Here is a 23073-nt window from a genome sequence, read left to right as displayed (position 1 = left end):
CTATAAAGTATAAAGGAGAAGGATTATGGCGCAAAAAGAAGTAACAATCGAGTTGAAAACGGGCTTGCAAGCACGTCCTGCGGCACTGTTTGTACAAGAGGCAAATCGTTTTGCAGCAGATGTCTATATTGTAAAAGATCATTCTAAAGTAAATGCAAAAAGCATTATGGGGTTAATGAGCCTTGCTCTTGGAAAAGGAACCGTTATTACCATCATAACGGAGGGGCATGATGAAGACGAAGCGCTAGATGCTCTTGTTGGGTACGTTCAAGACAAGGAGTAATAATTGAACATAGTTTAGAGACTATGTTCTTTTTGAAACCGAAGAAAGTAGTTGATCGTATACAATCAAAAGGGGTTGAGCCTATGCGTGATAATGATATCATTGATTATAGAGAAGAGAAAGAGCCAGATGGAAGAGTTGCAGTTACATTGCTTTATGTCTTGAGTTTTTTTGCACCGATTCTTGCACCACTGCTTATATGGCTTTTGTTAAAAAGAGAATCTGATTTTGTTGACTTTCACGGTAAACAATATTTTAACTTCTTTCTTTCGTACACGATCTATTCCCTTATCGGTAGCATTCTTATATTCGTAGTAATTGGCTTTATCATTTTACCAATCGTATGGTTATTGGGAATTATATTTACCATCGTTGCTGCGGTGAAGAGTTATTACGGTGAATACTATGTGATACCGCTAAGCATTCAATTCTTTAAGCCATAAAAAACCTCAATTATTGCTTAGCAATAATTGAGGTTTTTGTCATTATTTTTTGTTCGTTTCGAATACCTTATCAATCAAACCGTATTCTTTTGCTTGATCTGCCGTCATAAAGTTATCACGATCAGTATCTTTTGCAATTTGCTCGTACGGTTGACCAGTGCGCTCAGCCATGATTTCATTAAGCTTCTGGCGCATTTCAATAATTCTTCTAGCGTGGATTTCCATATCGGAAGCTTGACCTTGCATACCGCCTAGTGGTTGGTGAATCATCACTTCACTATTAGGTAGAGCCATTCGCTTTCCTTTTGCACCTGCTGTTAGAAGGAATGCACCCATAGATGCTGCCATTCCTGTACAGATTGTAGATACGTCAGGTTTTATAAACTGCATCGTATCATAAATCGCCATTCCCGCAGTAATGGAGCCACCAGGAGAGTTAATGTAAATCGAAATATCTTTCTCAGGGTCTTCCGCTTGTAGGAAGAGTAATTGTGCCACAATTGAATTTGCTACGTTGTCATCAATAGCGCTCCCAAGCATAATAATTCTGTCTTTCAAAAGGCGAGAATAAATATCGTATGCTCGTTCACCGCGGTTTGTTTGTTCAATTACAGTAGGAATTAAGTTCACGTGTGATTCCTCCTCGTTTTCGTCATAGTATAGTAGTACTTCACTACTCTAAGTCCATTCTAACCTAATGGTCAATTAAGGTCAAATTAATTGTTTGACGTATGTAAAGAGCCGTGGAAACAAAGTATGAGTCTGCTTTCATCATAGCCTAATCTACGCTGTTATAAACCTAAAGAAAAAAGAAGGTCAAAAAGTAAGCGTTTACAATAAAAGAAGACGGAATTTGTGATATGATCAGTATAGGAGGAGATCCGATATGGAGCTAGGTCTTTTTCAAAAACAAACATTAAATTTAGTCATGACACATGAACTGCGTCAAGCCATACATTTATTACAATATTCAACGTTAGATGTTCGCTCTTATCTAGAGGAATTAGCATTAGAAAATCCACTATTAGAGTTGAAGAATACGTATCAAAAAGATAATCATCCTAAATTAAGCAGTAAGACGAGTGATGAAAAGCACCAAGCATTAGAAAATACACCGAATGCAAACGGTACGTTAAAAGAATATGTTAACCAACAACTTGTTGATTTGTCTCTTACACCGTCACAAACGAAGCGACTTGCTTTTTTAATTGAAAGCTTGAACGAAGATGGCTATTTACCAGAATCGACTGTTTTTTATTGTAACTGGTTAGGATGTTCAGAAGAAGAGTTGCAAGAAGTGGTTCAAATTCTACAATCGTTAGAGCCTGCAGGAGTAGGAGCCTTTTCATTAGCAGAATGCCTGTACCTTCAAGTAATAAGGCAGCACCTAGATCATCCAGTCACAAGAGCCGTTATACTGAATGACTTAGAGAAAGTAGCAGCAAGAAAATGGAAACAACTAGCGAAAACATATGGTGTTACAATGCTTGACATTCAAGAAATTTATGATGTGATTCGCACGCTTCAGCCTCGGCCAGGTGCATCGTTTTATACGAACCCAACCGTCTATATTGAACCTGACGTTCATTTTACGCTATTCAATGGTGAAATCCTTGTCTCTGCTAGTTCAACAATTGTTCCTACTGTTGAAATAAATAACGAATACAAAGAGCTTCTCCAGTTTGACCAACAGACACGTCGTTATTGCATCGAGAAGGAACAACAGATTGAATGGTTGTTAACGAGTTTAAAACAACGAGAAAAAACAATACTGCAAGTAGCTGAAGTCATTAGTTTTATTCAAGCGCCTTATTTTTTATCAAAGAAAGGGCAGCTTCAACCAATGACTTTACAAATGATCGCCACTGAGCTTGATATTCATGAATCAACTGTAAGTCGAGCAACAGCTAATAAATATGCACAGACTCCGCGTGGCTTACTTGAATTAAAATCATTATTTACGGCACGTGCTTCTGCGGTAAATGACGGAATATCAAATGCATCTGTGAAAGCATTGCTCAAACAAATGATTGAATCAGAGAACAAAGAGAAACCTTTATCTGATCAACAAATTGTGGAGTTGTTAAAAAACAATGAAGGAATTTCGCTTTCAAGAAGAGTAATAGCAAAATATCGTGATGAACTTGGTATCTTATCATCTGTTAAACGAAAGCGATATGACGATCACGAAAGGATTGGCTAATGATAGTAACGTTTTACACAAAAGAGAATTGTCCTCTATGCGAGAAAGGCTATAAAGAGGTAAGCGCTTTTGCTAGGGAAAAGAGGCTTTCCATAAATAAGATTGATATTTATTCAGATGATACGTTATTGGAGAAATTTCAACTAATGATTCCGGTAGTCTATTACCGAAGCCATGAACTAGGCTTTGGTCAGCTAAATGCAGATGAACTGGTAGACCGTTTTAATCAAATAGAAAAAGAAAAATAAGTACTTTAACTTGTTTAATTATCACTTCCTTGTTAAAATAACAGCGTAAGTGATATTTTTTTACCCTTGTCGGGACATAATATGTCACAGGTGGACTAAATGAGTCCCGGTGTTGGAGGTGATTTCATTCGTTCGTTATTAAAATTACAGCAACATTTAGTACCTGATCTCATGCAAACGATGTTAAAACGATATCGTTTCTTGCAATCCATTCGGTTAATGCAGCCGATCGGAAGACGTGGATTAGCGACGAACATGCAGCTGTCAGAGCGAATTGTACGAGGTGAGGTTACCTTCTTGAAAGATCAAGGGCTGATTGACCTTAGCACAGCTGGTATGACGCTAACAACTCACGGAGAAGCGGTTTTTCTTGAATTAGAGGAAGTCGTTTCTGAATTACTCGGTTTAAGTCAGTTAGGAGATCGGTTATCTGCTCATCTTGGCGTAGCGAATGTCATTGTTGTAGCTGGTAACAGTGATGAAGAAGAATGGGTGAAACAAGAGCTTGGTAGAGCCTGTATGAAAGAAATACAAGCTATTGCAAACGCAAACGATGTACTTGCTGTTATGGGCGGGACGACTCTCGCTGCGGTAGCAAACATGGCAGAGCGAAATGAAACCCTTGCTTCTACAATCTTTGTTCCTGCTAGAGGTGGGCTTGGTGAGAAAGTGGAAATACAGGCAAATACCATTAGTGCTGAATTCGCCAGACGAACTGGCGCAGCCTATCGTTTGTTACATGTTCCGGATCAGCTCAGTGAAGATGCATACCACTCTCTTGTATTAGAACCAACCGTAAAGGATATTCTAGAAGTGATAAAATCTTCAGCGGTTGTTATTCACGGTATTGGGGATGCGCAACGAATGGCTACAAGGCGTCATTCAAAAGACTTGTTTATTGAAACGCTTGAGCGGGAAGAAGCGGTAGCAGAAGCTTTTGGTTACTACTTTGATGCTGCTGGCAAAATCATCTACAAACAGCGAACAATAGGTCTTCAGCTGAACGAGTTAGAAGGGAAGCATGTCATATCCGTTGCTGGTGGCAAGTCAAAGGCGAATGCGATACATGCCTTTATGAAGCATCGACCGAGTGATGTTCTTGTTACTGATGAAGCAGCTGCTAGGGAACTTTTGCAACACAAAGCTTGAAAAAAAGGGACTCCCTTTTTCATAAATGACTAGGAGGAAATAAATAATGGCAACTAAAATTGGTATTAATGGTTTTGGACGTATTGGACGTAACGTATTTCGCGCAGCTTTAAACAACCCGAATGTAGAGGTTGTAGCAATTAACGATTTAACAGATGCAAACATGCTTGCACACCTACTTAAATATGATACTGTACATGGTGTTCTTGACGTGCAGGTAGAAGCAAAAGACAACACGCTAGTTGTTGACGGAAAAGAAATTTATGTATCTGCTGAGCGTAACCCTGCTGAAATCGGTTGGGGCGAGCGTGGTGTAGAGGTTGTAGTTGAATCAACTGGCTTCTTTACAAAGCGTGCAGATGCGGCTAAACACATTGAAGCAGGAGCGAAAAAAGTAATTATTTCTGCACCAGCTTCTGATGAAGACATTACTGTTGTAATGGGTGTAAACGAAGATAAGTACGATGCAGCGAACCACCACGTTATTTCAAATGCATCTTGTACAACAAACTGTCTATCTCCATTCGCAAAAGTGTTGAATGATAAGTTCGGTATTCGCCGTGGTTTAATGAACACGGTTCACTCTTATACAAATGATCAGCAAATCTTAGACTTGCCACACAAAGACTACCGTCGTGCTCGTGCAGCAGCTGAGAACATTATTCCAACTTCTACTGGTGCAGCAAAAGCAGTAGCGCTTGTTCTTCCTGAACTTAAAGGGAAATTAAATGGTGCGGCTATGCGTGTTCCTACACCAAACGTATCTTTAGTTGATCTTGTTGCTGAACTTGATACAGAAGTAACAGCTGAAGAAGTAAACGCAGCGCTTAAAGAAGCTGCTGAAGGTGATCTTAAAGGAATCCTTGCTTATTCAGAAGATCCACTTGTGTCTCAAGACTATAATGGTAACCCACATTCTTCTACTATTGATGCATTATCAACAATGGTAATGGAAGGGAACATGGTTAAAGTCATTTCTTGGTACGATAACGAGTCTGGTTACTCTAACCGTGTCGTTGACTTAGTAGACTACATTGCAAGCAAAGGGCTTTAAGTTTAAAATAGACAAGTGAGAGGAGGAAGGCTCGTTGCCTCCCTCCTTTGCGCTGTCTGTAAGATTTACTAGGAGGTTTATCCCATGAATAAAAAAACCCTTCATGATTATGAATTACAGGGAAAAGTCGTTTTTTGTCGCGTTGATTTCAACGTACCAATGAAAGACGGAGCCATTACAGATGAAACAAGAATTAAAGCGGCTATTCCAACGATTCAATACTTAAAAGAGCAAGGGGCAAAAGTTCTTCTTGCGAGTCACCTCGGTCGTCCTAAAGGTGAAGTGGTTGAAGAATTACGTTTAGCGCCAGTGGCAAAACGCTTAGGTGATTTATTAGGACAAGACGTAAAAGCAGTGAAAGAAGCTTACGGCTCAGAAGTAGAGCATGCGGTGGCATCGATGAACGATGGCGATATTACAGTGCTTGAAAATGTCCGTTTTTATCCAGGCGAAGAGAAGAATGATGCAGAACTAGCGAAAGCATTTGCAAGTCTAGCAGACCTTTATGTAAATGATGCATTTGGTGCGGCTCATCGCGCGCATGCTTCTACTGAAGGCATTGCACAATACTTACCATCAGCAGCTGGGTTTTTAATGGAGAAAGAGCTTGATGTTTTAGGGAAAGCCCTTGAAACACCAGAGCGTCCTTTTACAGCTGTTATTGGTGGAGCAAAAGTGAAAGACAAAATTGGTGTAATTGATCACTTATTAGATAAAGTTGACAACCTAATTATTGGTGGCGGACTTGCTTATACCTTTGTAAAAGCACAAGGTCACGAAGTCGGGAAATCACTATTAGAAGAAGACAAAATTGACTTAGCGAAGCAATTTATGCAGAAAGCAAAAGACAAAGGTGTTCACTTCTACATGCCAGAAGATGTTATCGTTGCCGATGATTTCTCAGATGATGCAAACAAGAAAGAAGTAGCGATTTCTGAGATTCCAGCAGACTGGGAAGCACTCGATATTGGATCAAAAACAGCCAACACATATGCAAATGTGTTAAAAGAATCAAAGCTTGTGATTTGGAACGGGCCAATGGGAGTATTTGAGCTTGATTCATTCGCAAATGGAACAAAAGCCATTGCACATGCTTTAGCTGAAGCAGAAGGCACTTATTCTGTTATTGGTGGTGGAGACTCTGCTGCTGCAGTTGAGAAATTTGGTTTAGCTGAAAAAATGAGCCATATTTCTACTGGCGGAGGTGCAAGCCTAGAGTTTATGGAAGGAAAAGACCTTCCAGGCGTTATTGCTTTAACAGATAAGTAATTTAAAGAAGAGGTGAAAGAACGTATGCGTAAGCCTATTATTGCAGGTAACTGGAAAATGAACAAAACATTAAGCGAAGCAACATCTTTCGCAGAAGCAGTTAAAAACGATATCCCAAGTCAATCAGGTGTGGATACTGTTGTTTGTGCACCTGCACTTTTCTTAGAGCGTCTCGTTGATGCTGCAAAAGGAACAGACTTACGAATTGGTGCACAAACGATGCACTTTGAAGAGAATGGCGCATTTACTGGCGAAATTAGCCCTGTTGCTCTTCAAGATTTAAATGTTTCTTATGTCATTATCGGTCATTCAGAGCGTCGCGAGATGTTTGCGGAAACGGATGAAACGGTTAATAAAAAAGTTCACGCTGCATTCGCTCACAATTTAGTACCAATTATGTGCTGTGGGGAAACGGATGAAGAGCGCGAATCTGGAAAAATGGAAGCTGTCGTTAAAGAGCAAGTTGAAAAAGGTCTTGCGGGATTAAGCGAAGAGCAAGTGAAGCAGACTGTTATCGCTTATGAGCCTATTTGGGCGATTGGCACTGGCAAGTCTGCAACGGAAAAAGATGCAAATGCAGCATGTGCATTTGTACGAAAAGTTGTGGCAGAGGCGTTTTCTCCAGAAGCTGCTGATGCGGTTCGAATTCAGTACGGTGGAAGTGTAAAACCAGCAAACATTAAAGACTATATGGCGCAAAGCGATATTGATGGTGCCCTTGTTGGTGGAGCAAGTCTTGAAGCAGATTCATTTAAAGAATTAGCTGGTGCTGCAAAATGAGTAAACAGCCAGTTGCGCTAATTATTCTCGATGGCTTTGGTCTACGAGATGAGGCAAAAGGCAATGCCGTTGCGCATGCAAACAAACCTAACTTTGACCGCTATTGGAGCGAATACCCTCATGCTACATTACGTGCAGATGGAGAATACGTTGGTTTACCCGAAGGTCAGATGGGTAATTCGGAAGTGGGTCACCTAAACATTGGTGCAGGACGAGTCGTTTATCAAAGTCTAACGCGGGTAAACTTGTCGATTCGCACAGGAGAGTTCTTTGAAAATGAGACATTTCAACAGGCAATGGATCATGTAAATGAAAAGGATTCTGCGTTACACATTTATGGGTTACTATCTGATGGTGGAATTCACAGTCATATTGAGCACATTTATGCAGTACTTGACCTAGCAAAACAAAAAGGTGTGAAACGAGTCTATGTACACGGCTTTCTTGATGGAAGAGACGTAGGCCCGACATCAGCCGAAGTGTATTTACAAGGGTTACAAGCAAAACTTGACGAACTTGGTACTGGCCAGTTGGCGTCTGTGCACGGACGTTACTATGCAATGGATCGAGATAAACGTTGGGATCGAGTGGAAAAATCGTACCGAGCAATGGTATATGGAGAAGGTCCAACATACAAATCAGGAATTGAAGTAGTTGAAGACAGCTATAAAAATGATATTCATGATGAGTTTGTTATTCCTTCTGTCATTACGAACGAAGATGGTTCACCTGTTGCAACTGTGAAGGACAACGATGCTGTTATTTTCTGTAATTTCCGTCCTGACCGTGCAATTCAATTATCACAAGTGTTCACGAACGAAGATTTCCGAGGATTTGATCGTGGATCAGAACATCCACATCAATTGCATTTTGTTTGTTTAACGAAATTTAGTGAAACAGTGGACGGGTATGTTGCATTCAAGCCGACAAACTTAGACAATACCTTAGGGGAAGTGTTGGCCCAGCAACAATATAAGCAGCTCCGTATTGCGGAGACAGAAAAGTACCCACATGTTACGTTCTTCTTTAGTGGAGGAAGAGAACAGCCGTTTGAGGGAGAAGAGCGAATCCTTATTGATTCTCCTAAAGTTGCCACGTACGATTTAAAACCAGAAATGAGTGCGTACGAAGTAACGAAAGCATTGGTAGCAGATATTGAAGCGGACAAGCATGACGTGATTATCTTAAACTTTGCTAATCCTGATATGGTCGGTCACTCTGGTAAATTAGAGCCAACGGTAAAGGCAATTGAAGCGGTTGATGAGTGTTTAGGACGAGTCGTTGAAGCCCTTCATCAAAAAGGCGGAAAAGCTATCATTACTGCTGATCACGGTAATGCTGATGAAGTGATTACGCTTGAAGGCAATCCAATGACAGCTCATACAACAAACAAAGTTCCGGTTATCGTGACGGATAAGCATGCAACGTTACGAGAAGATGGGATTTTAGCTGATCTTGCACCAACGGTTCTTGATTTACTAGGGGCTACAAAGCCAAAAGAAATGACAGGAACAACACTAAGAAAATAAACTATTATTAATAGGAGTGACTTTTAACATGACAATTATCTCTGATATTTATGCACGCGAAGTACTAGATTCTCGCGGTAACCCAACAGTAGAAGTAGAAGTACATCTTGAATCAGGCGTTATGGGACGCGCGCTAGTTCCAAGTGGCGCATCAACTGGGGAATACGAAGCTGTTGAATTACGTGACGGTGGCGAGCGTTACATGGGCAAAGGTGTAGAGAAAGCTGTAGCAAACGTAAACGAAACCATCGCACCAGAATTAATTGGTGAGAACGTTCTTGACCAAATTGGCATTGATCGCTTGATGATTGAGCTTGATGGAACAGAAAACAAAGGTAATCTAGGCGCGAACGCAATTCTTGGCGTATCTATGGCTTGTGCGCATGCTGCGGCTGAAGCACTTGACCTTCCACTATATGTTTACCTTGGCGGATTTAATGCGAAGCAACTTCCGGTACCAATGATGAACATCATCAACGGTGGTGAGCACGCTGATAATAACGTAGATATTCAAGAATTTATGGTTATGCCAGTAGGTGCTGAAAGCTTTAAAGAAGCATTACGTATGGGCACAGAGATTTTCCATAACTTAAAATCTGTTCTTAAGTCTAAAGGCTACAACACTGCTGTAGGTGACGAAGGCGGATTTGCACCAAACCTTTCTTCAAACGAAGAAGCTTTATCAACAATTATTGAAGCTATTGAAAAAGCAGGTTACAAGCCTGGAGAGCAAGTACAATTGGCAATGGACGTTGCTTCTTCTGAGTTGTTCAACAAAGAAGATGGCAAATACCACTTATCTGGTGAAGGAAAAGTTCTTTCTTCAGCAGAAATGGTTGATTTCTACGCTGAGCTTTGTGAAAAATACCCAATCATCTCGATTGAAGATGGCTTAGATGAAAACGATTGGGATGGCCACAAACTTCTTACAGAGCGCCTTGGTGATAAAGTACAACTTGTGGGAGATGACTTGTTTGTAACAAACACGAAGAAGCTTGCTGAAGGAATTGAAAAAGGAATTAGTAACTCAATTCTTATCAAAGTAAACCAAATTGGTACACTTACAGAAACATTTGATGCGATTGAAATGGCGAAACGTGCTGGTTACACTGCTGTTATCTCTCACCGTTCTGGTGAAACAGAAGATGCTACAATTGCGGACATCGCTGTTGCAACAAACGCAGGTCAAATCAAAACAGGTGCACCTTCACGTACAGACCGTGTTGCGAAGTACAATCAACTTCTTCGCATCGAAGACGAGCTTGCTGATTTAGCACAGTACAATGGTCTTAAGTCTTTCTATAACTTAAGCAAGTAAGAGTTTTGTTCTTATGAACCTCTTGGCTCCCTAAATGGAGTTAAGAGGTTTTTTTGCGTCTGCAAAAGTAGTAACACACTTGAATGGTGGAATCTTGGCAATCTATGGGCAGGTTGGTTTCTTAAGTGAAGCATTATTCTTACACTAAGCACAGGCTTAATACAATAAGATGAGGTGTATGTAATGAATGAAGCAAAAAATGTAGTCCAAAAAAATTTTTCAGTAGAGGATGCGCAAGAGCTATATTTATATGATTTAGAGTTAGCCGATGTAACAGTCAATCAAGGTCTAACAATTGATGAGGAATTTGGGATTATGTTTGCCACTCAAGTTTATAATGGATTTGATGGGAAGCAAGAGAGTTTTATTGTAAGTAGAACTTCTTTAGGTGGAAAGTTAAAAGATCAAATGATTGTTCGTAATGGTGGGCATGGGACTTCAATTGGTATAGAGAAAGAGAGTGGAAGAACTTTTTTATGGTCAAATATGATAGAAGTTGATCGCAATGATAATATAAGAACACAGTGGCTCTGTAGAGTGCCTTATGTTGCAAATACAACTGTAGACATTCATCACTCAAGCGTACAGAAAATAAAAGAGTTCCCAAATTCTAATATTTATCAAACACCATTTTCTGATTCAAAAAATAATTTGTTGGCGTTACGTATTACTGAGCGAATTTCAGGTAAGTTAGCTACGAGAATTGAAGTTTACAAAATAAATGATGCAAAGAATCAACGATGGGGGAATCTACTACATTCATTCTCCTTTACACCTGAAATGAACAGCCAAGTTTTACAAGGTCTAGCAATTGATAATAATCAATTTTATGTAACGTTTGGACAAAGCGCACATGATTTTCATTTGTATCGTATTAACTTAAGTAACGGTACGATCATGGAAGAATTCGATCACGCGATTGGTCACTCACCAGATGGAGAATATGTAAGAGGATTTGGAGAACCTGAAGGCCTTTACCTGTATACGGATCCATTTACTCAATATAAAACACTCTTAACGGTGATTGTTGGTGATTTAGCAGGTCGAAGAAGACAACGTTTATTTGCACTGTCGAGTAATATTGGTGTACAGAAATTTCTTGGACTTGCTGGAGAAAGTGTACAAAGAGTACCTTTAACCAGAAACGATAACAAAGCGAAACGTTTTGATATGAATCGAATTACTTCAATCTCCCAAATAAGAGAACCGGGTTCATATTATATGACTACTGTTGAAGGCAATACCTTATCTGACCATCCAAAGAAAAATGTTGCAGGCTGGTGGTTATATGTCTCTGGTGGAGACAGTGGCTCAGGAATAAACTATGGATGTCATCAATTGCTCGTTAGGAATTCTGTTGTTTATGCGGAGGTGTATAGTCGGGTTGTTCCAAGTACAGGTAACCCATCCGCATGGAAAGAAATGGAGTTTAAATAAAAGTCAATGCTATTTTAAAAGTTTAAAAACGGTGGGTCATTACAAGTAGCAGATAACGCTCGTTCACTTCTGCTAAACATGCGTTTGAGAATGATAAAGTATACTTTTGTATGACTAATGTCAATGGTGAAAGGGATACTATTCATTAAACATAGCATGATAAAATTCATTCCGTTCGTAATGTGTCTCGCTTTTTCTTCCTTCTAGCTCACGTTATAATAAAGAGAAGAAGCTGAACCATATAGGAGAAGAAAAATGAAATTAATTATTGGCGTAACAGGGGCGACAGGGGCACCAATTGCAATTAGATTACTTGAGACATTAAAAGAATTAAAAATCGAAACGCATCTCGTTCTGTCCAAATGGGCAGCAGTGACTATTTCTCAAGAGACATCCTATAGTGTTCAGGATGTGAAAGCGTTAGCTGATTATACCTATAGTAGTGAAGATCAAGCAGCGGCGATATCGAGTGGCTCTAAGCGAATGGATGGAATGATGATTGTACCTTGTTCTATGAAAACGTTGGCAGCTATACGAGTAGGACTAGCAGACAATCTTGTTGCTAGAGCAGCAGATGTGATGTTAAAGGAACGAAAACCGTTACTATTAATGACGAGAGAAACACCATTCAATACGATCCACTTAGAAAATATGACAGAACTTTCAAGGATGGGTGTAACCATTTTTCCACCAATGCCTGCTTTTTACAACCAACCGAAGTCCATTGATGACATCATTGACCATCTTGTTTACCGTGCTCTTGATCAATTTGGAATTGATCATCAATGGAACAAACGCTGGGAGGGCTTGAATGGTGAATAAATCTTTACCTAAACAGGTGCAAGCGTTCTTGAATGGGCAAGATTTTGATCAAAAAAAAGAACTGGCGATGTACTTTGTGACAGTAGATGATGAAGGTTTTCCTTATAAAGCGATGATAAGTGTTGGTGAAGTAATCGCTTTGGATGAGACCACTCTCCGCATTGCACTTTGGGAGCATTCTAAATCGGCATCGTTTACAAAACAAGCAAAAAAAGCAACACTCTTTCTTGTTTTGCCGCCAACTGCGTACGACCTTCAGTTGACCGTAACGTATGTGAGAACTGAAGCAGGACAGGTGATTTTTGAAGGCGCACTTAAACAGGTAAAGGTCGATGAAGCACCTTATGCAACGATTGTATCAAGTGTACAATGTCGCTTTAAAGAGGAACAGCAAACAGTACAACAGTGGTCTATGAAACATAAGCTATTGAAAAAATGACCCCTTGTCTACACCTATCCACTATGTTAAGATAGAAGCACTGAATGTGTTTACGGAGGTGTAGGGATGCAACTGTTTTTAATGATTGCGTTAATTATTGTATCTGTTTTACTTGTAACGGTCGTTTTATTACAACCAGGTCGTAGTTCTGGTTTAGCCGGCGCGATATCTGGTGGAGCAGAGCAGTTACTTGGAAAACAGAAAGCGCGGGGTCTTGAGGCGGTTTTGCATCGAGCGACTATTGTGCTAGCTGTATTGTTTTTCATATTAACAGCAGCAAATGCGTATTTCCTATAAGTAGTACGAAACGTCTGGACATGATTCATTCCAGACGTTTTTTGTGTTTGAAAAAGGGCAAAAAGAGGAAAACTGGGCATGAAGAGGTGATCGTTACGTGCGGCTTAGTATTTTAGATCAAGTCCCTTTATCAATTGGAACTACAGCGGAAAAAACGGCAAGTCAAACGATTAATCTAGTAGAGCTGGCGGAGGCATTAGGTTATGAACGTTACTGGTTTGCAGAGCATCATGGTACAAAGGGGATGGTCTCAAGCTCTCCAGAAATATGGATGGCAGCAGCTGCTGCACGAACGTCACACATTCGAATAGGATCGGGTGGTGTGTTACTGCCTCAATATAGCTCCTACAAAGTGGCGAGTTTATTTAATCAACTCGAAGTGATGTTTCCTAATCGAATTGATGGGGGAATGGGGCGCTCTCCAGGCGGGAATGAGCGGATTCGAGAGGCACTTGCGAATGGAAAAGAGAGTGAAATACATCGCTTTTGGGATAAAGTAGATGAAGTGATTGAGTGGACGACAAATCGGAATTATCGAGGTATGACAGCATCGCCGTTACCTCTTACAAGTCCTTCTCTTTATATATTGGGATTAGGGGAAAGAAGCGCACAAATTGCTGGAGAGAAGCATCTAGGGTTTGTTCATGGTTATTTCATTCAGCCTAATCGCGTAAAAGAAGCGCATCGAGCATATCGACGTGTAGCGAAAGACAACGAGAATGCTTTAACAGCGGCCTTTGTCATTTGTGGCGAGGATAATGAGCATGCCCAGCTCCTTGCAGAGCAACAAGATTTGTGGTTGTTGCAAACGGAGAAGGGGATCGACAGTCGAATTCCAGTTAACTTGGAAAGGGCTTTGACCGTTCGAGAAAAAGAAACCATTCAGCAAAACCGTTCGCGTATGATTATTGGATCGAAAGAAACGGTTCAATCTAAATTAGAGCAAATGGCGGAACTGACACAAACGGATCAATTTCTTGTGCTAACGAATATCTATAATTATCAAGAAAAACGAAAATCCTTTGAACGCTTAGCTACGATAATGTCATCTTAATGAAAGAGGCGATGGATTTGATTGGCTGTTTATGTATTCATGGTTTCACTGGTGACCCTTGGGAAGTAGAGCCGATTTGTCAGGAGTTACAAAAGTTAGATGGATGGCTTGTTTACAGCCCTGTGCTTCCAGGTCACGGCAAAGAATTAAGTGCTCTTAAAGGTGCAACTTATGAAGAATGGGTTTACACGGTAGAAGTAGCCTTTGAAGAATTACAGAAGCGCTGTACTGACGTTTATGTCATTGGTTTTTCTATGGGGGGAATGCTTGCGACCTACATTGCTGCACGGTACTCAGTGAAAAAATTAGTTCTGTTAAATGCTGCAGCCTACTATTTTAACCCGAAACAGTTTTTAAAAGATATGATTGCGGCAGTACGCTATCACTTTACAGGAAATCAAGAAGAGGACCAGCTCATCGATCTTTACGAGAAAAAGTTTAGAGAAACTCCTTTTGCTGCTTTAGCCCAATTTTTACAACTTGTGCAAAAAACAAAGCCTTATGCGAGTAAAATTCGTGTACCTACGTTAATTATTCAAGGAGAAATGGATGGGCTTGTTCCGATGAAATCAGCCTACCACCTTTATGATATTATAGAGTCGGATGAGAAAGAATTAATTGCCATGAAGCGGTCAAGACATATGATCTTTCACGGTTATGAAGCAGAAGAAGTCATTAATCAAATTAAAGACTTTCTATTGGAAAGTAGTCAAGAGAGGAAGAAAACAACATGAAGATTGTTGCACCGAAACCATTTACTTTTAAAGGAGGAAAGCGAGCTGTTTTGCTGTTGCATGGCTTTACAGGTACGACGGCTGATGTGCGGATGCTTGGCCGTTTTTTGCAAAATGAAGGCTATACGTGCCATGCGCCACTCTACCGAGGCCACGGCGTTCCTCCTGAAGAGCTTGTCCAATATAGTCCAGCAGATTGGTGGGAGGATGTTGAAGCCGCATATGAGCATCTCCAAACTGAAGGCTACGACGAAATTGCGGTTTGCGGGCTATCCTTAGGTGGCGTATTTACATTAAAACTGGGTTACTCTAAACCTGTAAAAGGAATTGTTTCGATGTGCGCACCTGTTCGACCAAGAACAGAAGAAGCGATTAAAGAAGGGTTTCTAAAATACGCCAAAGAATATAAACAATTAGAGAAAAAGCCGAAAGAAGAAATCGATAAAGACCTTCTTGCCCTAAAGGAGACGTCCATGAATACGTTGTATCAATTACGTGGATTGATGGACGACGTACGAAAAGAGTTAGATCTCATTTATTCTCCAGCTTTTATTGTACAAGCAAGGCACGATGAGATGATCGATATTGAAAGTGCAAACATGATTTACGAAGAAATTGAAACAGACGACAAAGAATTAAAATGGTATGAAGAGTCTACTCATGTCATCACATTAGGTGATGAAAAAGAAACACTTCACCAAGATATTCTGTCGTTTTTAAATGAATTAGAATGGTCAAACTAATACTAGAACGAAAAGGAGTGAAACAATGTCTGACCAAATAAATAAAAAAGAACTAATACAGTACTTTAAAGAAGAAGCAACAAAACCTGTTTCTGTAGAAGAGCTAGAGGAACGGTTTCAAATAACATCAAGTGAAGCATTTAAAGAGTTAATTACATTGCTGAATGAGCTTGAAGGAGAAGGGGAAGTGATTCGTACTCGAACGAATCGCTATGGAATTCCAGAAAAACTAAATTTAATTCGTGGCCGTGTGCAAGGTCATTCGAAAGGGTTTGCTTTCATTATTCCAGATGATGGTGATGAAGATGTCTATGTACCTCAAGGATCACTGTCTGGCGCTATGAACGGTGATATTGTGTTTGTGCGAATTGATGAACGTGCAAACGGTTCAAGAGCAGAAGGAAAGGTTATCCGAATTATCGAGCGCAAAGTGACAGAAATTGTCGGGGAATACAAAGAGTTTAAATCGTATGCCCTCGTTGTAGCAGACGATAAGCGAATTAGCGCTGACTTTCTTGTTATAAAAGGCAAGGAAAAGGGTGCAGTTGATGGTCATAAGGTCATTGCAACGATTACTCAGTACCCAGAAGGACGCTTCGGTGGAGAAGTTGAAATTAAAGAAGTTCTCGGTCATAAAAATGACCCTGGTATGGACATTCTGTCGATTATTTATAAATACAGCATCCCACAAAGTTTTTCAGACGACACATTGGAACAAGCAGAAAACGTGCCAGATGCCATTGATTCAAACGATTTAAAGGGACGTCGAGATTTACGTGACGAGCAAATTGTAACTATTGATGGAGCCGACGCGAAAGACTTAGATGATGCGGTTCAAGTGAAAAAGTTACCAAATGGACATTATCTTCTTGGTGTGCATATTGCTGATGTTTCTCACTATGTGAAAGAAGGTAGCCCGATAGATAAAGAGGCGTCTGAACGAGCGACGAGTGTTTACTTAGTTGATCGTGTCATTCCAATGATTCCGCACCGATTGTCCAATGGTATTTGTAGTTTAAATCCACAAGTGGACCGTTTAACGTTGTCTTGTGAAATGGAGATTGATCAAAATGGTGGTGTTGTGAAGCATGACATTTTCCAAAGTGTGATCAATACAACGGAACGAATGACGTATAGCGATGTTAATGACATCTTAGTAAACAAAGACGAATCATTGCGAGAACGATACAGCACACTCGTACCGATGTTTGAAGAAATGGAAAAACTTGCACAAGTTTTAAGAGACAAGCGTTTTGGTCGTGGTGCCATTGACTTTGACTTTAAAGAAGCAAAAGTATTAGTCAACAGTGAAGGTACCCCTGAAGATGTTGTGTTACGGGAACGATCCGTTGCAGAGAAGTTGATTGAAGAATTTATGTTAGCAGCAAATGAAACAGTAGCAGAACACTTCCATTGGATGAAGCTACCTTTTGTATATAGAATCCACGAAGATCCAGATGCAGAGAAATTAAATTCATTTCTTGAGTTCATTACCGGCTTTGGTTACGTTGTTAGAGGGACAGCGAACACTATTCATCCAAGGGCACTGCAATCGTTATTAAAAGAAATTCAAGGTGAGCCTGAGGAAACCATCATTAGCCGAATCATGCTACGTTCCATGAAGCAAGCAAAATATGATGTACATTCAGTCGGTCACTTTGGCTTATCTGCAGAATTTTATACACATTTCACATCACCTATTCGTCGGTACCCAGATTTACTTGTCCACCGATTAATTCGAACGTATCTCATTCAAGGGAAAACAGATGCGAAAACGACTGGTCACTGGCAAGAAAAGTTACCAGGCTTAACAGCACATGCATCGGATATGGAACGACGTGCAGTTGATGCTGAACGTGACACAGATAATGTGAAAAAAGCACAATATATGGAAGATAAAATTGGGGAAGTCTATACGGGCATGATTAGTGGTGTTACCAATTTTGGCCTCTTTGTTGAGTTGGAAAATACGGTAGAAGGTCTTGTGCATGTAAGCTATTTAACAGATGATTATTACCGTTATGATCAAAAGCATTACGCTATGATTGGAGAACGAAGTGGAAATGTCTTTCGTATTGGGGACGAGCTCGAGATTCGAGTGGTGTCCGTTAATACTGAGGAAGCGTCTGTTGATTTTGAGATTGTCGGGATGAAGAAAAGAAAACCTCAAAGAGGGAAAGATCGTCCAAAAGTCATTGATGGTGGTAAACGTGTCAATAAACAGCAGAAAAAAGATCGTCCACGTTTAACGGGGGACCCTAAAAAAGATGGACAACCGAAAAGCGGGAAGCGCAAAAAGAAGCCATTTTACGAAAATGCACCGAGCGTTAAGCGAAAAAAAGGCCGCAGAAAAAAGCGTTCATAATGACGATTTTGTAGCCCTTTTGGCTGAAGACATCCGTCGGTTTCCTAAAGGTGCCTGCTTGAGTCTTATTTTGTTCCTCTTTACACTAATAAGGTGAAGGAGGAACAAAATGATGAAAACAGAAGTTGGTATTGCACTCGTAAGACTTGTTGTAGGGGTAATCTTTATCGCCCACGGCTTAGATAAATTTAACGGTGGTATTGAAGGGACAGTAGCTTTTTTCGAGAGCCTATCAATCCCATCACCTGATCTAATGGCCGTGGTCGTGGCTTTAGTTGAAATCGTTGCAGGTCTTGCGCTACTCTTAGGTTTGCTGACACGCTTGATGAGTGCTATTCTAATGATTGTGATGATTGGTGCCGTCTATATGGTGAAGCTCGATCAAGGCTTTATTGGAGGCTTTGAATTCGATCTATTATTGTTTGTTGTATTGCTTTTATTTGTTATAAATGGCTCTCTTTTTATGGCTCTAGATGGGTTTTTAACAAAGAAGAAGAAGCGACAGCGATTTGGGAGAAGATAATCATCCATTACATGTGAGGAAGTAGGTGTATGTGTGGCTGAAACAGAAAGTAAAGTAATGGCACAGAATAAAAAAGCCCGTCACGATTATTTTATTGAAGAAACCTATGAAGCAGGAATCGTTCTTACCGGTACAGAAATTAAATCAATTCGTGCGGGACGAATGAATTTAAAAGATTCATTCGCTCGAATAAAAAACGGTGAAGCTTATTTGCATAACGCGCACATTAGTGAATATGAACAAGGCAATCGCTATAATCATGAGCCAACTAGAGCGAGGAAATTGTTGTTGCATAAAAAGCAAATTGATAAGCTCATTGGTGAGACGCAGCAACAAGGGTATTCAGTTGTCCCGTTAAAAGTGTATATTAAAAACGGTTTTGCAAAAGTATTAATTGGATTAGCAAAAGGGAAAAAGAATTATGACAAACGAGAAACCTTGAAACAAAAAGATGCCAAGCGAGAAATGGATCGAGCGATAAGGGAGCGAATGAAGGGCTAAGTCGCTTCACTTGCTTTTTAGCACAGATTTAGTATAATGATATATCTAGGCGTTAAGCCTTGTATAATTTTTTTATACGGGGACGTTCTGGATTCGACAGGGATAGGTCGAGCTTACGTTGCGAGTCGAGGTGCGGCCTCGTTAAAACGCATTAGCCTATAACTGGCAAAGAAAACAATAACTTCGCTTTAGCTGCATAAGCTAAGCGGTCTCTCCTCTCCATCGCCCATGTGGAGTGGTTGAGACTCACTTATAGTGGGATACGCCTTACTCCCTCCGCCTGAGGGAGTTGGAAGAGATTAATCAGGCTAGCTACACGGAAGCCTGTCTTTGGGCCGATGTGTTAGCGAAATGCTAATACAAAGACTACGCTCGTAGAAGCGTAAGTGTCGTTATCTCTGGACGTGGGTTCAATTCCCACCGTCTCCATATTGGGACAAAAACTCGAAGTAGCACTATGTAGCTTCGAGTTTTTTTATACGCATTTTAGTCAGATTATTTTTAAAAAGGAGCTACTCTTTCATGCATACCATTTATCTCGTACGGCATGCCCATTCTTCTTACACGCCAGATGAATGGGGACGTCCTCTTACAGAGAACGGTCTTGAGGATGCGGAGCGTGTAGCAGAATATTTTGATACTGTGCACGTTGATCGGTTTATCTCAAGTCCTTATAAGCGCGCTATACAGACAATAGAGACGGCTGCGAAACGAAAAAAGCTACCTATTAAGATTGAAGAAGCATTTAAGGAGAGGGTGCTGGCGGCAACGTCTATGCCTCATTTTGATTCAGCAATCAAAGCAGTTTGGGAGGATGAAACGTTTGCTCACTTAGGAGGAGAGTCCAATAAAACCGCAAGAAGAAGGGCTGTTAATGGACTTTGGAGAATTCTAGATCAAGGGAATGACTCTGAATCCATTGTCATCTCTACACATGGGAATATACTAGCACTGTTGTTAGGTTACTTCCATTCTCGTTATGATTTTACGTTCTGGCAACAGCTTGAGATGCCAGATGTGTACCAAATGCTAATAGAGAAACAAACAATGCTCTCATGTACAAACGTTTGGGAGAAAAAATAAAGCTAGTCAACAAGCCCTCCTATATGTATAATTATAAATGAATTAGTTTTATTATGCATTAGAAGGAGAACATCATGGAGCAATTAAACGAACAACAACAAGATACAAACACTTATTCTGAAAAAGCACCATCAAAAAAGTCTATTTTTACTTTTCTTATACCCTCTCTATTAGGAGCACTTTTGTTTCTTGTTCCCTTTAAAATAAACGATACTTGGACTGTACTTATTGGTTTTGCAGCTGGAACGATTGAACGTTCTCTTTCAGCAATGTTACCGATGTTTTTACTAGCTATTATTCTATTATCTGGTGTACTCACGTTACTTGCTTGGGTAGTAAAGCCTGCCCTTATTATGGAAAGACCAGCTTTAAAAGCATTATTCTACACAAGTCTTCCTTGGACGATGATACGTGTGCTCGGTGCACTCTTTGCACTTATGGTCATGACCCAATCTGGCTTTGCTATTATCTATAGTCCTGCAACAGGTGGGACAATTTTCAGTGATTTGCTTCCGGTGCTTGCGGTGTGGTCAGTAGTAATGGGTTTATTGATGCCCCTATTGCTTGAATATGGTTTAATGGAGTGGTTGGGTACACTTGCAAAAAAAATAATGAGACCGTTGTTTAACTTACCGGGACGAGCTTCCGTAGATTCGTTGGCATCTTGGATGGGAAATAACATGATGAGTATCTTGATTACGATTAATCAATATGAGAATGGCTATTATACAAAACGTGAATCAGCTATTATTGTCACGAACTTTACCATTACATCAATCGGGTTTAGTTTAATCATTGCGGAAATCTTAGAATTAAGTGAACGCTTTGTTCCATTTTATTTAACCGTGCTTGTTGGTGTGTTTATTGCGGCCTTTATTTGTCCACGTATTCCACCGTTATCAAAGATGCATCATACGTATGCTGGAGACGAGTCTGGAGCCATTAACGAAACGGCTGCTAGAGGGTCATTGTGGAGACAAGCATTTCGAAGAGGTGTTGAGAAAGCGGCACATGCCCCTAAAACGACTTCTGTGTTAAAAAAAGGAGCGTTTAATGCCCTTGATATTTGGTTTGGTATGTTACCGCTTGTTATGGCAATTGGGACCATTGCCCTTGTCATTGCTGAGTTTACACCGATCTTTACGTATTTGTCTTATCCTCTTGTACCTGTATTAGAATGGATGAATATTCCTGAAGCGGCACAAGCGGCACCTGCGCTACTCGTTGGGTTTGCAGACATGTTCCTGCCAGCTATTTTAGGTGCAGGGATTGAGAGTGAGCTTACTCGTTTTGTCATTGGAGCAGTATCGTTAATTCAACTCGTCTATATGTCTGAAATTGGTGTTATGCTTATGCGTTCTAGTATTCCAATTTCATTCTGGCAACTATTTGTTATTTTTATTCAACGAACGGTCATTGCAATCCCTGTTGTTGTGTTGATTGCCCACGTTATTATTTTCTAAAAGGAGTCATCTAGAATGTCACAAAGTTGGAACGAGCTACAAGAAACCATTCCATATCGTCTTGCACCAAGTATGGCAAAAGACCATCCGAACCTGCCTGTTGTGAAAGAAGAAGGGTGCTATTACTATGGTGTTGATGGGAAAACATATTTAGATTTCACATCTGGTATAGCCGTGACGAATGTTGGTCATCGTCATCCAAAAGTTGTTGAGGCAATAAAAAAAGAAGCGGATTCATTCACTCATGGCCCTATTGGCGTTATTCAATATGAATCTATTCTAAAACTGGCCAATGAATTAGCTGACGTCATGCCAGGTGACTTGGACTGCTTTTTCTTTGGAAATAGTGGTACTGAGGCCATTGAAGGTGCTTTAAAACTTGCACGCCATGTGACAAAACGTCCAAATGTAGTCTCGTTTACGGGGTGCTTTCATGGACGGACCCTTGGCGCAATGAGTGTTAGTACATCAAAAGCAAAATATAGAGCCTACCAACCTGCTCAGAATCAAGTCTATCAACTTCCTTATTATCAGCCAGGACAAAGTGTAGACGAAGCAATCGCAAAACTGGAAAAGGCTTGTGAGACGATGTTTGCTCACTATACGTTACCAGAAGAAGTGGCTTGTTTTATCATTGAGCCAGTGCTTGGTGAAGGCGGCTACATTGTGCCACCAGCTAAGTGGCTTCAGCATATTCGTGAGATTTGCACGAAGCATGGAATTTTACTTATTTTTGATGAAGTTCAAACGGGATTCGGACGCACTGGTGAGTGGTTTGCAGCACAATCCTTTGACGTTATTCCTGATATAATGGCAGTGGCAAAAGGAATTGCTTCGGGGTTACCACTTAGTGCAACTGTAGCGAACCACACACTGATGCAACAGTGGCCATTAGGAAGCCATGCAACGACATTTGGCGGTAATCCAATAGCCTGTGCCGCCGCTCGAGCAACACTTCAGATTATTAAAGAAGAAAACGTGCTTTCGAATGTAAAAGAAGTAGGAAGTTACGCTGCCGAGGAACTGACTAAACTTCAACAGGCATATCCTTGCATAGGTTCAATTCGCCATCTCGGTATGATGTTTGGTATTGAAATTGTTCATCCTGAGACAGGGAGAAAAGATGGCGAGCTAGCAGCTCAGATTCTTGATCTCGCTCTTGAAGAAGGTGTGTTGTTTTATTTTTGTGGAAATGAAGGCGAGGTTCTTCGAATGATTCCTCCGCTTACGATCACGAAAGAACAGATTGATGAGGGCTTAACGAAATTAAAAAATGCACTTCAACGTTTAAAGGAAATAGGATAATAAAATCATAGGCACGCCTCAGGCCATCTTG

At 40.4% G+C, this 23073-nt stretch carries 23 protein-coding genes, 1 other RNA gene and 2 pseudogenes; 24 read left to right on the top strand and 2 right to left on the bottom strand.

Features of this window, described 5'->3' with window-relative positions; genetic code table 11:
• Positions 1-25: 25 nt before the first annotated feature.
• Both E2L03_RS05230 and E2L03_RS05225 read left to right on the top strand, forming a co-directional pair.
• The gene (locus E2L03_RS05230; protein ID WP_038482583.1) at positions 26-283 is read left to right on the top strand and encodes an HPr family phosphocarrier protein; all 258 of its coding nucleotides are present in this window, start codon (positions 26-28) and stop codon (positions 281-283) included.
• Positions 284-315: 32 nt separating this feature from the next.
• Positions 316-726 (top strand): DUF4870 domain-containing protein, encoded by a 411-nt coding sequence (locus E2L03_RS05225; RefSeq protein ID WP_243839503.1) that lies wholly within the window; start codon positions 316-318, stop codon positions 724-726.
• 42 nt (positions 727-768) lie between these two features.
• Here E2L03_RS05225 and clpP read toward each other — a convergent pair.
• Positions 769-1362: pseudogene (gene clpP, locus E2L03_RS05220) on the bottom strand (ATP-dependent Clp endopeptidase proteolytic subunit ClpP); the annotation flags it as partial.
• 250 nt (positions 1363-1612) lie between these two features.
• On the opposite strand from clpP, the gene rpoN reads away from it, so the two are divergent.
• From rpoN to E2L03_RS05175, 9 genes are all read left to right on the top strand, one after another.
• Positions 1613-2929, top strand: a complete 1317-nt coding sequence (gene rpoN / locus E2L03_RS05215) for an RNA polymerase factor sigma-54 (protein WP_134258660.1) — start codon at positions 1613-1615, stop codon at positions 2927-2929.
• Positions 2929-3177 carry a glutaredoxin family protein gene (locus tag E2L03_RS05210; RefSeq protein WP_038482574.1) on the top strand — a complete coding sequence of 83 codons (249 nt, stop codon included), beginning with the start codon at positions 2929-2931 and terminating at the stop codon, positions 3175-3177. The genes rpoN and E2L03_RS05210 overlap by 1 nt, the downstream gene beginning before the upstream one ends.
• 99 nt (positions 3178-3276) lie before the next feature.
• Positions 3277-4326: a sugar-binding transcriptional regulator gene (locus E2L03_RS05205; protein WP_206698887.1), complete on the top strand. Its 1050-nt coding sequence runs from the start codon at positions 3277-3279 to the stop codon at positions 4324-4326.
• 46 nt (positions 4327-4372) lie between these two features.
• Positions 4373-5380, top strand: a complete 1008-nt coding sequence (gap, locus tag E2L03_RS05200; protein WP_035394596.1) for a type I glyceraldehyde-3-phosphate dehydrogenase — start codon at positions 4373-4375, stop codon at positions 5378-5380.
• An 84-nt stretch (positions 5381-5464) separates the two neighbouring features.
• On the top strand, positions 5465-6649 hold the full coding sequence (locus E2L03_RS05195) for a phosphoglycerate kinase (RefSeq protein WP_038482571.1): 1185 nt from the start codon (positions 5465-5467) through the stop codon (positions 6647-6649).
• Positions 6650-6673: 24 nt separating this feature from the next.
• Positions 6674-7429 (top strand): triose-phosphate isomerase, encoded by a 756-nt coding sequence (gene tpiA, locus E2L03_RS05190; RefSeq protein WP_055737518.1) that lies wholly within the window; start codon positions 6674-6676, stop codon positions 7427-7429.
• Positions 7426-8958 (top strand): 2,3-bisphosphoglycerate-independent phosphoglycerate mutase, encoded by a 1533-nt coding sequence (gpmI, locus tag E2L03_RS05185; RefSeq protein ID WP_055737517.1) that lies wholly within the window; start codon positions 7426-7428, stop codon positions 8956-8958. The genes tpiA and gpmI overlap by 4 nt, the downstream gene beginning before the upstream one ends.
• Positions 8959-8986: 28 nt before the next feature.
• Positions 8987-10276 carry a phosphopyruvate hydratase gene (eno, locus tag E2L03_RS05180; protein WP_134258659.1) on the top strand — a complete coding sequence of 430 codons (1290 nt, stop codon included), beginning with the start codon at positions 8987-8989 and terminating at the stop codon, positions 10274-10276.
• 183 nt (positions 10277-10459) lie between these two features.
• Positions 10460-11713: a phage baseplate protein gene (locus E2L03_RS05175; protein WP_134258658.1), complete on the top strand. Its 1254-nt coding sequence runs from the start codon at positions 10460-10462 to the stop codon at positions 11711-11713.
• Positions 11714-11727: 14 nt separating this feature from the next.
• Here E2L03_RS05175 and E2L03_RS20230 read toward each other — a convergent pair whose 3' ends face one another.
• A complete protein-coding gene (locus E2L03_RS20230; protein ID WP_166740188.1) occupies positions 11728-11883 on the bottom strand; it encodes a hypothetical protein in 156 nt (51 codons plus the stop codon).
• A 67-nt stretch (positions 11884-11950) separates the two neighbouring features.
• Between E2L03_RS20230 and E2L03_RS05170 the strand changes: the two are divergent.
• From E2L03_RS05170 to E2L03_RS05110, 13 genes and pseudogenes are all read left to right on the top strand, one after another.
• Positions 11951-12535: pseudogene (locus E2L03_RS05170) on the top strand (UbiX family flavin prenyltransferase); the annotation flags it as partial.
• The gene (locus tag E2L03_RS05165; RefSeq protein WP_208394330.1) at positions 12528-12974 is read left to right on the top strand and encodes a hypothetical protein; all 447 of its coding nucleotides are present in this window, start codon (positions 12528-12530) and stop codon (positions 12972-12974) included. The pseudogene E2L03_RS05170 and the gene E2L03_RS05165, both read left to right, overlap by 8 nt.
• Positions 12975-13040: 66 nt before the next feature.
• Positions 13041-13271 (top strand): preprotein translocase subunit SecG, encoded by a 231-nt coding sequence (secG, locus tag E2L03_RS05160; RefSeq protein WP_035394589.1) that lies wholly within the window; start codon positions 13041-13043, stop codon positions 13269-13271.
• A gap of 97 nt (positions 13272-13368) precedes the next feature.
• Positions 13369-14325, top strand: a complete 957-nt coding sequence (locus tag E2L03_RS05155; RefSeq protein ID WP_134258657.1) for an LLM class flavin-dependent oxidoreductase — start codon at positions 13369-13371, stop codon at positions 14323-14325.
• Positions 14326-14336: 11 nt separating this feature from the next.
• A complete protein-coding gene (locus tag E2L03_RS05150; RefSeq protein ID WP_243839502.1) occupies positions 14337-15059 on the top strand; it encodes an alpha/beta hydrolase in 723 nt (240 codons plus the stop codon).
• Positions 15056-15802, top strand: coding sequence for an alpha/beta hydrolase (locus E2L03_RS05145; protein ID WP_134258656.1), 747 nt, complete (start codon positions 15056-15058; stop codon positions 15800-15802). Before E2L03_RS05150 ends, E2L03_RS05145 begins: the two co-directional genes overlap by 4 nt.
• Before the next feature lie 25 nt (positions 15803-15827).
• Positions 15828-18167 carry a ribonuclease R gene (gene rnr / locus E2L03_RS05140; RefSeq protein WP_038482541.1) on the top strand — a complete coding sequence of 780 codons (2340 nt, stop codon included), beginning with the start codon at positions 15828-15830 and terminating at the stop codon, positions 18165-18167.
• A 109-nt stretch (positions 18168-18276) separates the two neighbouring features.
• A complete protein-coding gene (locus E2L03_RS05135; protein WP_134258655.1) occupies positions 18277-18690 on the top strand; it encodes a DoxX family protein in 414 nt (137 codons plus the stop codon).
• Between the two features lie 33 nt (positions 18691-18723).
• On the top strand, positions 18724-19191 hold the full coding sequence (gene smpB / locus E2L03_RS05130; protein WP_035394583.1) for an SsrA-binding protein SmpB: 468 nt from the start codon (positions 18724-18726) through the stop codon (positions 19189-19191).
• Between the two features lie 78 nt (positions 19192-19269).
• Positions 19270-19623: a transfer-messenger RNA gene (gene ssrA, locus E2L03_RS05125) on the top strand.
• Between the two features lie 90 nt (positions 19624-19713).
• Positions 19714-20274 (top strand): histidine phosphatase family protein, encoded by a 561-nt coding sequence (locus E2L03_RS05120; protein WP_134258654.1) that lies wholly within the window; start codon positions 19714-19716, stop codon positions 20272-20274.
• Between the two features lie 74 nt (positions 20275-20348).
• Complete coding sequence (locus E2L03_RS05115) at positions 20349-21737, top strand: YjiH family protein (RefSeq protein WP_134258653.1); 1389 nt, start codon at positions 20349-20351, stop codon at positions 21735-21737.
• Between the two features lie 15 nt (positions 21738-21752).
• Positions 21753-23042, top strand: a complete 1290-nt coding sequence (locus tag E2L03_RS05110) for an aspartate aminotransferase family protein (RefSeq protein WP_134258652.1) — start codon at positions 21753-21755, stop codon at positions 23040-23042.
• The last annotated feature ends 31 nt before the right edge of the window (positions 23043-23073 follow it).

Source organism: Shouchella oshimensis (genome assembly GCF_004375095.1).
Classification (GTDB): domain Bacteria; phylum Bacillota; class Bacilli; order Bacillales; family Bacillaceae_D; genus Shouchella; species Shouchella oshimensis.
The sequence above is the reverse complement of the archived record's forward strand: the minus strand, read 5'-3'. Positions and strand labels throughout refer to the sequence as shown.